General features: G+C 65.2%; 13 protein-coding genes. 10 read left to right on the top strand and 3 right to left on the bottom strand.

Features of this window, described 5'->3' with window-relative positions; all coding sequences use genetic code 11:
• Nucleotides 1-112: 112 nt before the first annotated feature.
• The 7 genes from rfbB to F6S12_RS16280 all read left to right on the top strand — a co-directional run bounded on the left by rfbB (nucleotide 113) and on the right by F6S12_RS16280 (nucleotide 7304).
• Nucleotides 113-1195, top strand: a complete 1083-nt coding sequence (gene rfbB, locus F6S12_RS16310) for a dTDP-glucose 4,6-dehydratase (RefSeq protein ID WP_072452130.1) — start codon at nucleotides 113-115, stop codon at nucleotides 1193-1195.
• A complete protein-coding gene (rfbA, locus tag F6S12_RS16305; RefSeq protein WP_072452131.1) occupies nucleotides 1192-2067 on the top strand; it encodes a glucose-1-phosphate thymidylyltransferase RfbA in 876 nt (291 codons plus the stop codon). The genes rfbB and rfbA overlap by 4 nt, the downstream gene beginning before the upstream one ends.
• Nucleotides 2064-2609, top strand: coding sequence for a dTDP-4-dehydrorhamnose 3,5-epimerase (gene rfbC, locus F6S12_RS16300; protein WP_072443790.1), 546 nt, complete (start codon nucleotides 2064-2066; stop codon nucleotides 2607-2609). Before rfbA ends, rfbC begins: the two co-directional genes overlap by 4 nt.
• Nucleotides 2606-3487, top strand: coding sequence for a dTDP-4-dehydrorhamnose reductase (gene rfbD, locus F6S12_RS16295; protein ID WP_315869099.1), 882 nt, complete (start codon nucleotides 2606-2608; stop codon nucleotides 3485-3487). The genes rfbC and rfbD overlap by 4 nt, the downstream gene beginning before the upstream one ends.
• Before the next feature lie 34 nt (nucleotides 3488-3521).
• Nucleotides 3522-5330, top strand: a complete 1809-nt coding sequence (locus tag F6S12_RS16290; protein WP_011058679.1) for an ATP-binding protein — start codon at nucleotides 3522-3524, stop codon at nucleotides 5328-5330.
• Nucleotides 5331-5404: 74 nt separating this feature from the next.
• On the top strand, nucleotides 5405-6811 hold the full coding sequence (locus tag F6S12_RS16285; protein WP_315869098.1) for a sigma-54 dependent transcriptional regulator: 1407 nt from the start codon (nucleotides 5405-5407) through the stop codon (nucleotides 6809-6811).
• A 37-nt stretch (nucleotides 6812-6848) separates the two neighbouring features.
• Nucleotides 6849-7304 (top strand): YiiD C-terminal domain-containing protein, encoded by a 456-nt coding sequence (locus tag F6S12_RS16280; RefSeq protein WP_011058677.1) that lies wholly within the window; start codon nucleotides 6849-6851, stop codon nucleotides 7302-7304.
• A 141-nt stretch (nucleotides 7305-7445) separates the two neighbouring features.
• Here F6S12_RS16280 and cysQ read toward each other — a convergent pair whose 3' ends face one another.
• Nucleotides 7446-8273: a 3'(2'),5'-bisphosphate nucleotidase CysQ gene (gene cysQ, locus F6S12_RS16275; RefSeq protein WP_315869097.1), complete on the bottom strand. Its 828-nt coding sequence runs from the start codon at nucleotides 8271-8273 to the stop codon at nucleotides 7446-7448.
• Between the two features lie 11 nt (nucleotides 8274-8284).
• Nucleotides 8285-8851 carry an ADP compounds hydrolase NudE gene (nudE, locus tag F6S12_RS16270; protein WP_011058675.1) on the bottom strand — a complete coding sequence of 189 codons (567 nt, stop codon included), beginning with the start codon at nucleotides 8849-8851 and terminating at the stop codon, nucleotides 8285-8287.
• A gap of 224 nt (nucleotides 8852-9075) precedes the next feature.
• On the opposite strand from nudE, the gene yrfG reads away from it, so the two are divergent.
• Entirely contained in the window at nucleotides 9076-9738 is a 663-nt protein-coding gene (gene yrfG, locus F6S12_RS16265; protein WP_011058674.1) for a GMP/IMP nucleotidase, read from the top strand.
• A 68-nt stretch (nucleotides 9739-9806) separates the two neighbouring features.
• Here the strand turns inward: yrfG and lysM are convergent, their stop codons facing one another.
• Complete coding sequence (gene lysM, locus F6S12_RS16260) at nucleotides 9807-10247, bottom strand: peptidoglycan-binding protein LysM (protein ID WP_011058673.1); 441 nt, start codon at nucleotides 10245-10247, stop codon at nucleotides 9807-9809.
• A 136-nt stretch (nucleotides 10248-10383) separates the two neighbouring features.
• On the opposite strand from lysM, the gene F6S12_RS16255 reads away from it, so the two are divergent.
• Both F6S12_RS16255 and F6S12_RS16250 read left to right on the top strand, forming a co-directional pair.
• The gene (locus F6S12_RS16255) at nucleotides 10384-11271 is read left to right on the top strand and encodes a LysR family transcriptional regulator (protein WP_011058672.1); all 888 of its coding nucleotides are present in this window, start codon (nucleotides 10384-10386) and stop codon (nucleotides 11269-11271) included.
• A gap of 281 nt (nucleotides 11272-11552) precedes the next feature.
• Nucleotides 11553-13901 (top strand): FdhF/YdeP family oxidoreductase, encoded by a 2349-nt coding sequence (locus F6S12_RS16250; RefSeq protein ID WP_072452134.1) that lies wholly within the window; start codon nucleotides 11553-11555, stop codon nucleotides 13899-13901.
• The last annotated feature ends 52 nt before the right edge of the window (nucleotides 13902-13953 follow it).

Raw genomic sequence — 13953 nt, 5'->3', positions numbered from 1 at the left:
GCTGGGACAAATTCGACTGGTGGTGCCTATTGCGCCTCGGGGGCTGTACCGACAAGCTATGCTGCATTCGCTCAGGTTATTGATCGTTTTCTAAGGATACAGGCCCCCCAACATGCGCATTCTCGTTACCGGCGGAGCCGGTTTTATCGGCTCGGCCCTGGTCCGCCATCTGCTTCAGCACACGGAACACGAAGTGCTGAACCTGGACAAACTGACCTACGCAGGCAACCTGGAATCGCTGCACAGCATCGCCAGCAACAGCCGCTATGAGTTCGTCAAGGCCGATATCGTCGACCAGGCCACCGTCAGCGCCGTGCTGGCGCGCTTCCAGCCCCACGCGATCATGCACCTGGCTGCCGAGTCCCATGTCGACCGCTCCATCGACGGGCCGTCCGACTTCATCCAGACCAATATCGTCGGCACCTACAGCCTGCTGGAAGCGACCCGCGCCTACTGGCACACATTGCCCGAGGCGGAAAAAGCCGCTTTCCGTTTCCACCATATTTCCACCGATGAAGTCTATGGCGACCTGCATGGCGTCGATGACCTGTTCACCGAAACCACGCCCTACGCCCCCAGCTCGCCCTACTCCGCCAGCAAGGCCGCATCCGACCACCTGGTCCGCGCCTGGCAGCGTACCTATGGGCTGCCGGTGCTGATCACCAACTGCTCCAACAACTACGGCCCGTTCCACTTCCCCGAAAAGCTGATTCCGCTGGTGATCCTCAACGCCCTGGCAGGCAAGCCGCTGCCGGTGTACGGCAACGGCCTGCAGGTGCGCGACTGGCTGTATGTCGAGGATCACGCCCGGGCCCTGTTCAAGGTGATGACCGAAGGCGCGGTCGGCGAGACCTACAACATCGGCGGCCACAACGAACAGAAAAACATCGACGTGGTACGCGGCATCTGCAGCCTGCTGGAAGAGCTGGCCCCGCAGAAACCCCAGGGTGTGGCTCACTACGCCGACCTCATCACCTTCGTCCAGGACCGCCCCGGCCACGACCTGCGCTACGCCATCGACGCCGGCAAGATCGAGCGCGAGCTGGGCTGGGTTCCGGAAGAAACCTTCACCAGTGGCCTGCGCAAGACTGTGCAGTGGTACCTGGAAAACCTCGAGTGGTGCCGCCGGGTACAAGACGGCAGCTACCAGGGCGAACGCCTGGGTTCCACCGACATCAAGGATCTGATTGCATGATCAAAGGCATTGTTCTGGCGGGCGGCTCCGGCACCCGTCTGCACCCCATCACCCTCGGTGTGTCCAAGCAGCTGCTGCCAATCTACGACAAGCCGATGATCTACTACCCGATCTCGGTACTGATGCTGGCCGGCATCCAGGACATCCTGATCATCTCCACCCCCCAGGACCTGCCGCAATACCGCAACCTGCTGGGTGACGGCAGCCAGTTCGGCGTGCGTTTTTGCTATGCCGAGCAGCCTTCGCCGGATGGCCTGGCCCAGGCCTTCCTGATTGGCGAGGAGTTCATCGGCAATGACCCGGTGTGCCTGATCCTGGGCGACAACATCTTCCACGGCCAGTACTTCGGCGAACAGCTGCGCGACGCCGCCAAGCGCACCAGCGGCGCCACGGTGTTCGGCTACTGGGTCAAGGACCCGGAGCGTTTCGGGGTCATCGACTTCGACAGCGAGGGCCGTGCCCTGTCCATCGAAGAAAAGCCCAAGAAGCCGAAGTCCAGCTACGCGGTCACCGGCCTGTACTTCTACGACAACGACGTGGTGCAGATCGCCAAGGCGGTCAAGCCTTCGCCCCGGGGCGAACTGGAGATCACCGACGTCAACAACGCCTACCTCAAGCGTGGCGACCTGCACGTGGAGCGTTTTGGCCGGGGCTTTGCCTGGCTCGACACCGGCACCCACGACAGCCTGCTGGAGGCCTCGCAGTACGTGCAGACCATCGAGCATCGCCAGGGCCTCAAAGTCGCCTGCCTGGAAGAGATCGCCTATGAGAACCGCTGGATCAGCCGCGAGCACCTGCTGGAGCGCGCCGCTTATTTCGGCAAGACCGGCTATGGCCAGTACCTGTTCACTCTGGCGGGGGAAGCGCAATGAAGGTCATCCCCACCGACCTGCCCGGCGTACTGATCATCGAGCCCAAGGTCTTTGGCGACGAACGTGGCTTCTTCTACGAAAGCTTCAATGCCAAGGCCTTTGCCGAGGCCACCGGCATCGACGCGCAATTCGTCCAGGACAACCATTCCCGCTCGCAGAAAGGCGTGCTGCGTGGCCTGCACTATCAGTTGCAGAACACCCAGGGGAAGCTGGTGCGAGTGACCCAGGGCGAGGTGCTCGACATTGCGGTGGATATCCGCCGCAGCTCCCCCCACTTCGGCCAATGGGTAGCGGTACGCCTTTGCGCACAGAATCATCGCCAGCTCTGGGTGCCCGAAGGGTTTGCCCATGGTTTCGTGGTGCTCAGTGATTTCGCCGAGTTCCTCTACAAGACCACGGACTACTACACCCCGTCCGCCGAGCGCTGCATCCGCTGGGACGACCCGACCCTGGCCATCGACTGGGAGCTCGACGAGCCCCCGCAACTGTCCGCCAAGGATCAGGCCGGCGCCCTTCTGACCGAGGCCGATCTGTTCCCATGAACGCTCCTCTGAAAATCCTTATCAGCGGCCAGCACGGCCAGGTCTCCCGGGAGCTGCAGCAGCGCCTCGGCGACCTGGGCGAGCTGGTGGTCCTGGGTCGTGAGCAACTGGACCTGAGCCACCCGGAACAGATCCGCCAGCAAGTGCGCGCCATTCGCCCGGACCTGATCATCAATGCCGCCGCCCACACCGCCGTCGACCAGGCCCAGAGCGAGCCGGACCTGGCTTTTGCGATCAACGCCACGGCCCCCGGGATCTTCGCCCAGGAAGCCTTCGAGCTGGGTGTGCCGCTGATTCACTACTCCACCGACTACGTGTTCGATGGCAGCAAGGAAACGCCCTATGTGGAGAACGACGAGCCCAACCCGCTGAGTATCTACGGCGAGAGCAAGCTGGCCGGCGAACGGGCGATCCGGCTGGTCCAGGGCCAGCATTTGATCCTGCGCACCAGCTGGGTCTATTCCAGCCATGGCAAGAACTTCCTGCTGACCATGCAGCGCCTGCTGCAGGAAAAACCCGAGCTGCGGGTGGTGGCCGACCAGATCGGCGCACCCACCTGGGCCGGCACCATCGCCACCAGCACCCGGGCGCTGATCGAGCGCTGGCGAGCCGGGCAGGCCGGCGCCTGGGGCACCTACCACCTCACCGCCCACGGCGAGACTTCCTGGTTCGGCTTTGCCCAGGCCATCGGTGAGCAGTTGCTGGCCATGGACAAACCCTGCGCCGTCCTTGAAGCCATCCCTTCCAGCGCTTACCCGACACCGGCGCCGCGGCCGTTGAACTCGCGTCTGGACTGCAGCCGCCTGGCACGGGAGTGGGGCGTGGTCCAGCCGGACTGGCACACCGCATTGCGCGAGTGTCTTGCCGAGCAGGGCTAGGCATAATGCGCCTGTATCCACAGGCGCCTTTTCCATGACCCCACCCCTTCCCCGTCGCCCTCGCTGGCGCAGCCTTGCCTTGCTGGCACTGTGCCTGGCGCCGTTGCTGTGGCCGCTGGAGCATCTGGCGGAGCGCTACTACCGCAACGAGCTGACCAGCCAGAACCGCCAGACCCTCGACCTGTACGTGGCCAACCTGCTGGGCACCCTGCACCGCTACGAAGTGCTGCCGCAGATCCTCGGCGACCTGCCGGCACTGCGCGCGGTACTCGGCGCCCCGGACGATGGCGTGACCCAGGGCAACGCCAACCGCCTGCTGAAGAACATCAGTGCCCAGACCGGCGCCGAAGTGATGTACCTGATGGACACCAGCGGCAAGACCCTGGCGGCCTCCAACTGGGACAAGCACGACAGCTTCGTCGGTCGCAATTTCGCCTTCCGCCCCTATTTCAGCGAGGCCATGGCCGGGCGCCTGGGGCGCTTCTTCGGCCTGGGCACCACCTCGGCCAAGCGCGGCTACTTCTTTGCTGCCGCGGTGCGCGATGGCGAGCGGATCCTTGGCGTGCTGGTGGTCAAGGTCGACCTGGACCACACCGAAAGCCTGTGGGGAAAGACCCCGGAACAGTTGCTGATGACCGACCACAATGGCGTGGTGATCCTCACCTCGCGCCCGGAATGGCGCTTTCGCGCGACCCGGCCGCTGAGCGACGAGGAACGCCAGGCGATCGTCGCCATCCAGCCCTATCCGACTCGCGACCCAAGGCCGCTGAACCTCAACCCCAATGCCTGGCTGACCCAGACCCAGCAGATCGACGAAACCCGCTGGGCCGTGAGCATCCTCGCACCGCGCACTCTGATCGACCGGCCGGTGCGCACGGTAGTGGCCGTGGGCGCCGCCGCGCTGCTGGTACTAATGCTGTTGCTCGGCCTGATGATGCAGCGCCGCCGCCACTACCTGGAGCGGATCGCCTTCGAAGCCAAGGCGCGGCGCGAGCTGGAGATGCGTGTGGCCGAGCGCACCAGCGACCTGGAAAGCCTCAACCGGCGCCTGAAGCAGGAAGTGCTGGAGCGCGAAACCGCCCAGCAGGAACTGGTGCGGGCCCAGGACAACCTGGTCCAGGCCGGCAAGCTCTCGGCTCTGGGCACCATGTCGGCCAGCATCAGCCACGAGCTCAACCAGCCCCTGGCGGCGATCCGCAGCTATGCCGAGAACGCCGAAGTGCTGCTGGACCACCAGCGTACCGACGACGCCCGAGGCAACCTCAAACTGATCAGCGAACTGACCGGGCGCATGGCCTCGATCATCGCCCACCTGCGGGCCTTCGCCCGGCGCGATCACCACGCCCCGGAAAGCGTGGCCCTGCAACCGGCCCTGGACGACGCCCTGGCGCTACTGGCCAAGCGCCGCCGGGCCATGGAAGTGGAACTGATCCGCGACCTGCCGGCTGCCACCCTGTGGGTCGAAGCCGGGGAAACCCGCCTGCGCCAGGTGCTTGGCAATCTGCTGGCCAACGCCCTGGATGCCCTGACCGAAAAAGGCCCCCCGCGCAAACTCTGGCTGAGTGCCGAATCCACCGCCACCGGCGTCAACCTGTACATTCGCGACAACGGTCCGGGCTTCTGCATGGAAGCGCTGGGTCGCGCCGGAGAGCCGTTCTACACCACCAAGACCCGTACTCAGGGCCTGGGCCTGGGGCTGGCCATCTGCGACACCCTGATGCGTGCCTTCGGTGGTGAACTGTCATTCGCCAACCACCGCGAAGGCGGGGCCCTGATCACCCTGCGCCTGCGGGCCGGGGCCCCCGGAGTCAGCCTGCAGCCTTCCGAGGACCGCGGGGTATGAAGCAGAGCGGCAACCCGATATCAACCCTGTCCGGCCCGGCGCTCCCGGCCCCGACACGATCTGGAAAGTGAGCGATGAGCCATCCCGAGAGCCTCGATCCTCAGTTGCAAGTGGTGCTGATCGACGACGATCCCCACCTGCGCCAGGCCCTGAGCCAGACCCTGGACCTGGCGGGGCTCAAGGTGCTGTCCCTGGCCGAAGCCCAGGGCCTGGCGCCGCGCCTGGAGCGGGATTGGCCGGGGGTGGTGGTCAGCGACATCCGCATGCCCGGCATGGACGGCCTGGAGCTGCTCAACCAGCTGCATGCCCAGGACCCGGAACTGCCGGTGCTGCTGATCACCGGCCACGGCGACGTGCCCCTGGCCGTGCAGGCCATGCGTGCCGGCGCCTATGACTTTCTGGAAAAGCCCTTCGCCAGCGATGCCCTGCTGGACAGCGTGCGCCGCGCCCTGGGCTGGCGGCGCCTGGTGCTGGACAACCGCAGCCTGCGCCTGGCCCTCAGCGACCGTCAGGAACTCAGTGCACGGCTGGTAGGCCAGTCAGCGCCGATGCTGCGCCTGCGCCAGCAGATCGGCGCCCTGGCGGCGACCCGGGCCGATGTGCTGATCCTCGGCGAGACCGGCGCCGGCAAGGAAGTGGTGGCCCGTGCCCTGCACGATCTCTCCGGACGGCGCAACGGGCCGTTCGTGGCGATCAACGCCGGGGCCCTGGCGGAATCGGTGGTGGAAAGCGAGCTGTTCGGCCACGAGCCGGGGGCCTTCACCGGCGCGCAGAAACGCCGCATCGGCAAGTTCGAATTTGCCAACGGCGGCACCCTGTTCCTCGATGAGATCGAAAGCATGAGCCTGGATGTCCAGGTCAAGCTGCTGCGCCTGCTGCAGGAGCGGGTGGTGGAACGCCTGGGGGGCAATCAATTGATCCCGCTGGATATCCGCATCATCGCCGCCACCAAGGAAGACCTGCGCCAGGCCGCGGACCAGGGACGCTTTCGCGCCGACCTCTACTACCGCCTGAACGTCGCGCCGCTGCGCATTCCGCCGCTACGCGAGCGTGGCGAAGACGTGCTGATGCTGTTCCAGCACTTCGCCGACGAAGCCAGCACCCGCCACGGCCTGCCCCCCCAGGAACTGCAACCCGGACACCGTGCCTTGCTACTGCGCCACAGCTGGCCGGGCAACGTGCGCGAGCTGCAGAACGCCGCCGAACGCTTCGCCCTGGGCCTGGAACTGGCCCTGGACAACAACGAGCCGGGTACTCTTGCGGCTGCGGCCCCGAGCCTGATCGAAGGAGGCTTGAGCGAGCAGGTGGAGCACTTCGAAAAGACCCTGATCGCCGCTGAAATGGCCCAGCCCCACAGCTCCATGCGCAGCCTCGCCGAAGCCCTGGGGATTCCACGCAAGACCCTGCACGACAAGCTGCGCAAGCACGGTTTGAACTTCGCCGACGGCGGCGCCAATCAGCCCGGCGACGAATCAGAATGAAGCGTTCCGCTATTCCCTTTACCCCTGAGGCCCCGGCATGAATCGCGACAGTCGATACCTGGAATCCATCCTCCACCACGACATCCCCCTGACACGGGACATGGGTCTGCAGGTGCTCGACTGGCAGGGGCAAGAGTTGCGCCTGCACTTGCCCCTGGAGGCCAACGTCAACCACAAGAGCACCATGTTCGGCGGCAGCCTGTACTGCGGTGCGGTGCTCGCCGGCTGGGGCTGGCTGCACCTGCGGCTCAAGGAACAGGGCATCGATGACGGGCATATCGTCATCCAGGAAGGCCAGATCAGTTACCCGCTGCCGGTGACCGGCGACGCCGTGGCGATCTGCGCCGCACCGGATGACAAGGTCTGGAACAAATTCCTCGCCATGTATCAGCGCTACGGCCGTGCCCGGCTGACCTTGCACACCCGGGTCGTCAATGCCGGCAGCGCAGAAGACGCCGTGCGTTTTACCGGCCAGTACGTCCTGCACCGCTAATCCGTTTGCGACCCGGCTCAAATCTGTAGGAGCTGGCTTGCCAGCGAAGAGGCCGGAAATGCTTGCACAGGGCCCAAGGGCCCCGTCGCCGGCAAGCCGGCTCCTGCACAAGAGTGGCAGAGGCAAGTCGCCGCGAGGTGATCAGGAGCGGGCCAGTTCCAGCAACTTGGCGCGCCAGGGCGCCTTGGCCGGCAGGGCCAGGAAGAAGCCGTTGAGCAACGACTCCCGAGGTGGATAGCAGAACGGCGCACCGCTGAGATCCAGCACCTCGCCGCCCGCGCCTTCGAGCACGCCCTGGGCCGCCGCGGTGTCCCACTGCGAGGTGGGCGCCAGGCGCGGATAGCAGTCTGCCGCGCCTTCGGCCAGCAGGCAGAACTTCAGCGAACTGCCGATATTGGCCAGTTGCAATTCACCCAGGGCGGCGCTCAAACCACTGAGCAGACGCTCCTGCTCCGGGCTCGAATGCCGGCGGCTGGCCACCACGGTAAACGCCTCGCCGGCCCCCGGTTGCTCACGCACCTGGATCGCCTGCGGTGCCTGCCCGCGATCCACGCGCCAGGCCCCAAGGTCTGCGCCGCCCAGGTAGCAGCGGCCACTGGTGGGCATCGACACCACGCCGAACACCACCCGCCCCTGCTCGATCAGGGCGATATTGACGGTGAATTCTTCACTGCCGGAAATGAATTCCTTGGTGCCGTCCAGCGGGTCCACCAGCCACCAGCGCTGCCAACTGGCGCGGGTGGCCTGGGGAATGTCCGCATCCTCTTCGGACAGCACCGGGATGCTCGGGTCCAGGGCCGTGAGGCCGGCCACGATCAGGTGATGGGCGGCCAGGTCGGCGGCGGTCACCGGCGACTCGTCGGCCTTGTGATTGACCGCCACATCGGCGCGCCAGAACGGCAGGATCGCTTCACCGGCACGCAGGGCCAGCTCGGCAACCGGCGCCAGCAAGGGGTGGGGAAAATTCATTGACGTCTCGCTCATGCTTGAAAGACCCCGCGCTGGCTCAGCAGGTCGCGGGTCAGGTACAGCGCAGCCAGGGCCCGGCCTTCGCTGAACTGAGGGTTCTGCGCCAGGCTCGCCAGTTCGCGCAGGTTGACCTTGTCGACCCGCATCGGCTCCGGCTCGTCGCCTTCCAGGCGCTCTTCATACAGATCGGTGGCCAGCACTACCTGGATCTTCTGGCTCATGTAGCCCGGGGACAGCGACAGCTCGGTCAGGTGCTCCAGTTGCCGCGCGCCAAACCCGGCCTCTTCCTTGAGCTCGCGCTCGGCCGCTGCCAGCACATCCTCCCCCGGCTCGATCAGGCCCTTGGGCAATGACAGCTCGTAGGCGTCGGTGCCGCCGCAGTATTCCTCCACCAACACTGCATGCTCGGCGTCGAGCATTGCCACGATCATCACCGCGCCATAGCCTGCGCCCTTGCCCACCAGGCGCTCATAGGTACGTTCGACGCCATTGGAAAACCGCAACTGCACCTCTTCGACACAGAACAGACGACTGGTGGCGACGATCTCGCGGGCGAGTACGGTGGGTTTCTGGCGCATAGCGGGCTCCTTGGCGATAGCGGGTTACTATACAGCCTGTTTTAAAGTGACTGGGTTGCAGATTGCCGGTGCACGGCACCACGGCGGAACCTATTGTTTACTGCGTGTGACCGTCCTCTTCGAGGCGGCTCCTTTCTATCCGTTCTAGTGACCGGGCCTCCCTGCCCCACTGGCCTTGTCGACCCCGCCGGTCGGCTGTTTTCTTACCACTGGAGAAGTGTTCGATGGCCCTACTGCCCTGGCACCAGATCGATACCGTCCTGCTGGACATGGACGGCACCTTGCTGGACCTGCACTACGACAACCATTTCTGGATGGAACACCTGCCCCAGCGCTACGCCGAGCTGCACGGGGTCAGCCGGGCCATGGCCGAGCTGGAGCTGGAGCCCCTGTTCGAACGCAACGCCGGCCAGTTGCAGTGGTATTGCCTGGACTTCTGGAGCGCCGAACTGCAACTGCCGGTGCGCGAGTTGAAGCTGGAAACCGCGCACCTGATCGCCCTGCGTCCGGACGCAGACACCTTTCTTGCAGCCATCAAGCAAGCCGGCAAGCGGGTGATCCTGATCACCAACGCCCATCGCGACTCCCTGTCATTGAAGCTGGAACGGATCGAACTGGCGCCATACTTCGAACGCCTGATCAGTTCACACGACTACGGTTTCCCCAAGGAAAGCCCACAGTTCTGGGACGCCTTGCAGGCCGATATCCGATTCGACCCGGCCCGCAGCCTGTTCATCGACGACACCCTGCCCATCCTGCGCAGTGCGCGGGACTTTGGTGTGGCGCAGTTGCTGGCGGTGAGCCAGCCGGACAGCCGCAGAGGGCCGAAAGACACCGCGGAGTTCGCGGCGGTGGGGGATTACCGGGCGTTGATCGAAGGCTTGTGAAGCCCTTCGCGGGCAAGCTCGCTCCTACAGAACCCCGTGGGAGCGGACTTGCCGGCGAAGAGAACCGATCATTCGGGAATACGCAGCACCTGGCCCGGGTAGATCTTGTCCGGGTGGGACAGCAGCGGCTTGTTGGCCTCGAAGATCTTGTTGTACTTGTTGGCATCGCCGTACTGCACCTTGGCGATGGCGCTCAGGGTGTCGCCTTTCTTCACGGTGACGAATACCGCAGAAACCACCGCCGGACCGGTCACGGTGATCTGGTCCTCGACACTGCCGACGCCAGAAATGTTGCCCAGGGCCAGCAGGATCTTCTCCTTCTCTTCCTGGCTCGCCACTTCACCGCTGACAATCACCTTGTCACCTTCCACCGTGGCATGAACATTGGGATTGCCCAGGCCAACCTTTTCGATGTGCTCCTTGAGTTGCTCACTGGCATTGGCGTTACCCGGGGTCAACAGGTCGATCAGTTTCTCACCGGCTTCCTTCACAAAGCTGAAAATGCTCATGTCGCACACTCCTTGGTTGATAGATCCAGACGCGAAAGACTAGACCAGCCTGGCCGGATGAGGTTCCCGGGCGACCAGTGACCCAAGGTCACAGGCCCGCGGTAGAATCCCGGCATTTTGCCGCTCCGGAGCGAAGATGGACCTCAAGCAGCTGAAATTCCTCATCGCCCTCGACGAAACCCGGCATTTCGGCCAAGCCGCCGCGCGCTGCCACATCACCCAGCCGACCCTGTCCATGCGCCTGCGCAGCCTGGAAGAAGAGCTCGACTTGCCGCTGGTCAAGCGCGGCCAGCGTTTCGAAGGCTTCACCGCACCCGGCGAGCGGGTGCTGGCGTGGGCCCGCACCGTGCTCACCGCCCATGACGGGCTATTGGCCGAGGCCGCCGCCTGCCGCGGCAACCTGGTGGGCACCCTGCGCGTAGGGGTAGTGCCGCTGTCGAGTTTCAATCCCCAGCCACTGCTGCAGCGCCTGCATGCCGAGCACCCGAACCTGCGCTTCGAACTCTCGTCCCTGAGCTCGGAACAGATCCTCGAACAGTTGGCCAGCAATCGCCTGGACCTCGGGGTTTCCTACCTGGAGCGCCTGGACAGCGAGAATTTCGACTCCCTGCCCCTGGAACCGACCCACATGGGCCTGCTCTACGACCACCGGCACTTCAGCTTCGGCGAGCAGCCCCTGAGCTGGGAGGCGCTGATCGAACTGCCCCTGGGCCTGCTCACCAGCGGCATGCACTTTCGCCAGTCCATCGACCACAACTTCCACATCCGCGGCCTGCAACCGCAGCCGGTGCTGCAGACCGACGCCGTCCATCAGCTGGTGCAGATGGTCCATGGCGGCCTGTGCTGCGCCGTGATGCCTCTGGACAGCGGCCTGGAAACCCTCACCGAGCACCTGCGCCTGCAACCCATTGCCGATGCCCAGACCCTGGCCCGCCTGGGCCTGATCATGCGCCGCAGCGCGCCGCGCTCGGCCCTGGCGCAAGCCTGCTTCGCCCTCTACCAGCAATCCTTCGGCGATTCTTGATCGACGCCATCTATCAATAGATCAGTACTAGCAATTAGACGCGACAGATTGCCGCGCTTAGTCTTGGGAGCCGTTACGCCGCTGGTCACCCCGGCGCGGCGCCAGCCCTGGCGAAACGGGCACCCGCACTCGCTGCCAGCCAGCCCCACAGCATCCCTCGAACGCTAGTACGCGAAGGCATTTGCCCGGCCAGACGCTGGTCGCGCGAGCAGCGTCTCAACCTTGTCCACCTGCCGCCGAGCGTGCGCTGCGGGTCAGCAGCCTGCGATGGAGAGTCGCCCGTGAGTACACATAACCAAGCCGATCAGAAACCCGTAGCCCGCTACAAGCCCTACAAGGGACCCGCCGGCGGCTGGGGCGCCCTGATCAGCGTGGCCCAGGCCTGGCTGACCAGCGACAACGCGCTGAAGAACATCCGCATGATGCTCAAGACCAACCAGAACGGCGGCTTCGACTGCCCGGGCTGCGCCTGGGGCGACTCGCCGGAAAGCGGCATGGTCAAGTTCTGCGAGAACGGCGCCAAGGCGGTCAACTGGGAAGCCACCAAGCGCCGGGTGGACGCGGCGTTCTTCGCCAAGCACAGCGTCACTTCGCTGCTGGAGCAGAGCGACTACTGGCTGGAGTACCAGGGCCGGCTGACCGAGCCGATGAGCTACAACGCCGAGACCGACCGCTACCAGCCCATCAGTTGGGAAAATGCCTTCAGCCTGATCGCCAGGCACCTGCACAACCTGCCCAGCCCGGACATGGCCGAGTTCTACACCTCGGGCCGGGCCAGCAACGAAGCGGCCTACCTGTACCAGCTGTTCGTGCGCGCCTATGGCACCAACAACTTCCCCGACTGCTCGAACATGTGCCACGAGGCCAGCGGCGTGGCCCTGGCGCAGAGCGTCGGGGTCGGCAAAGGCACGGTGACCTTCGACGACTTCGAACACGCGGACGCCATCTTCGTCTGGGGCCAGAACCCCGGCACCAACCACCCACGCATGCTCGAACCGCTGCGTGAAGCAGTGAAGCGTGGCGCCCAGGTGGTGTGCATCAACCCGCTCAAGGAGCGCGGCCTGGAACGTTTCCAGCACCCGCAAAGCCCGATCGAGATGCTCACCAACGGCAACCGCCCGACCAATACCGCCTACTTCCGCCCGGCCCTGGGCGGCGACATGGCGCTGCTGCGGGGCATGGCCAAGTTCCTCCTGCAGTGGGAGCGCGATGCGCAGAAAGCCGGCGCGGCGTCGGTGTTCGACCACGACTTCCTCAATGCCCACACCGCCAACGTGCTCGACTACCTGGGCACCATCGACGACACCCCGTGGGAGCAGATCGTCGAGCAGTCCGGCCTGGCCCTGGTGGAGATCGAGCAAGCGGCGCGCATGTATGCCAAGGGCAAGAACGTCATCATGTGCTGGGCCATGGGCATCACCCAGCACCGCCACTCGGTGCCGACCATCCAGGAAATCGCCAACCTGATGCTGCTGCGCGGCAACATCGGCAAGCCCGGCGCCGGGCTGTGCCCGGTGCGTGGCCACAGCAACGTGCAGGGCGACCGCACCATGGGCATCAACGAACGCCCGCCAGTGGCCTTCCTCGACTCCCTGGAGCGGCGCTTCCAGTTCAAGGTCCCCCGGGACAACGGCCACAACGTGGTCGAGGCGATCCACGCCATGCTCGAAGGCCGCTCCAAGGTATTCATCGGCCTGGGGGGCAACTTCGCCCAGGCTACACCGGACAGCCCGCGCACCTTCCAGGCCCTGAGCAACTGCGACCTCACCGTGCAGATCAGCACCAAGCTCAACCGCAGCCACTTGGCCCACGGCAAGGACGCACTGATCCTGCCGTGCCTGGGGCGTACCGATATCGACCAGCAGGCGGGCGGCCCGCAAGCGGTGACCGTGGAAGACTCCTTCAGCATGGTCCACGCCTCCAACGGCCAGTTGCAGCCGCTGTCGTCGCAGATGCGCTCCGAGCCCTGGATCCTCGCCGGTATCGCCGCTGCAACCCTGGGCAGCCGGCCGGTGGACTGGAACTGGCTGGCGGCCGACTACGGACGCATCCGCGACCTGATCGCCGACACCATTCCCGGCTTCAAGGACTTCAACGAACGGCTCAAGCATCCTGGCGGTTTCTACCTGGGCAACAGTGCCGGCGCCCGCCAGTGGAACACCCCGTCGGGGCGCGCCAACTTCCGCGCCAACTCGTTGCCCAAGGACCTGATCCACGAGCGCACCCGGGCCACCGGCCAACTGCCGGACCTGATCCTGCAATCGATGCGTTCCCACGACCAGTACAACACCACCATCTATGGGCTGGACGACCGCTACCGCGGGGTCAAGGGCCAGCGCGACGTGTTGTTCGCCAACGAGGCGGACATCATCCGCCTGGGCTTCAAGCCGGGGCAAAAGGCCGATATCGTCTCGCTCTGGGACGACGGCCGCGAGCGCCGGGTCAAGGGCTTCACCCTGCTGGCCTTCGACATTCCGGCCGGCCAGGCCGCGGCCTACTACCCGGAAGTGAACCCCCTGGTACCGCTGGAAAGCACCGGCGACGGTAGCCACACCCCGACTTCCAAGTTCATCGCCATTCGCCTGGAAGCGGCCAGCGACAGCGGCCTGATCATGGCTCGCTCGGCCTGATTCCTGGCTTGAGGACCTCTTCGCTGGCAAGCCAGCTTCTACGGTTAGCGCG

Source organism: Pseudomonas sp. JV245A (assembly GCF_032424515.1).
GTDB lineage: Bacteria > Pseudomonadota > Gammaproteobacteria > Pseudomonadales > Pseudomonadaceae > Aquipseudomonas > Aquipseudomonas protegens.
Note: the sequence above shows the minus strand (reverse complement) of the source record. Positions and strands in the feature narration are given on the sequence as shown.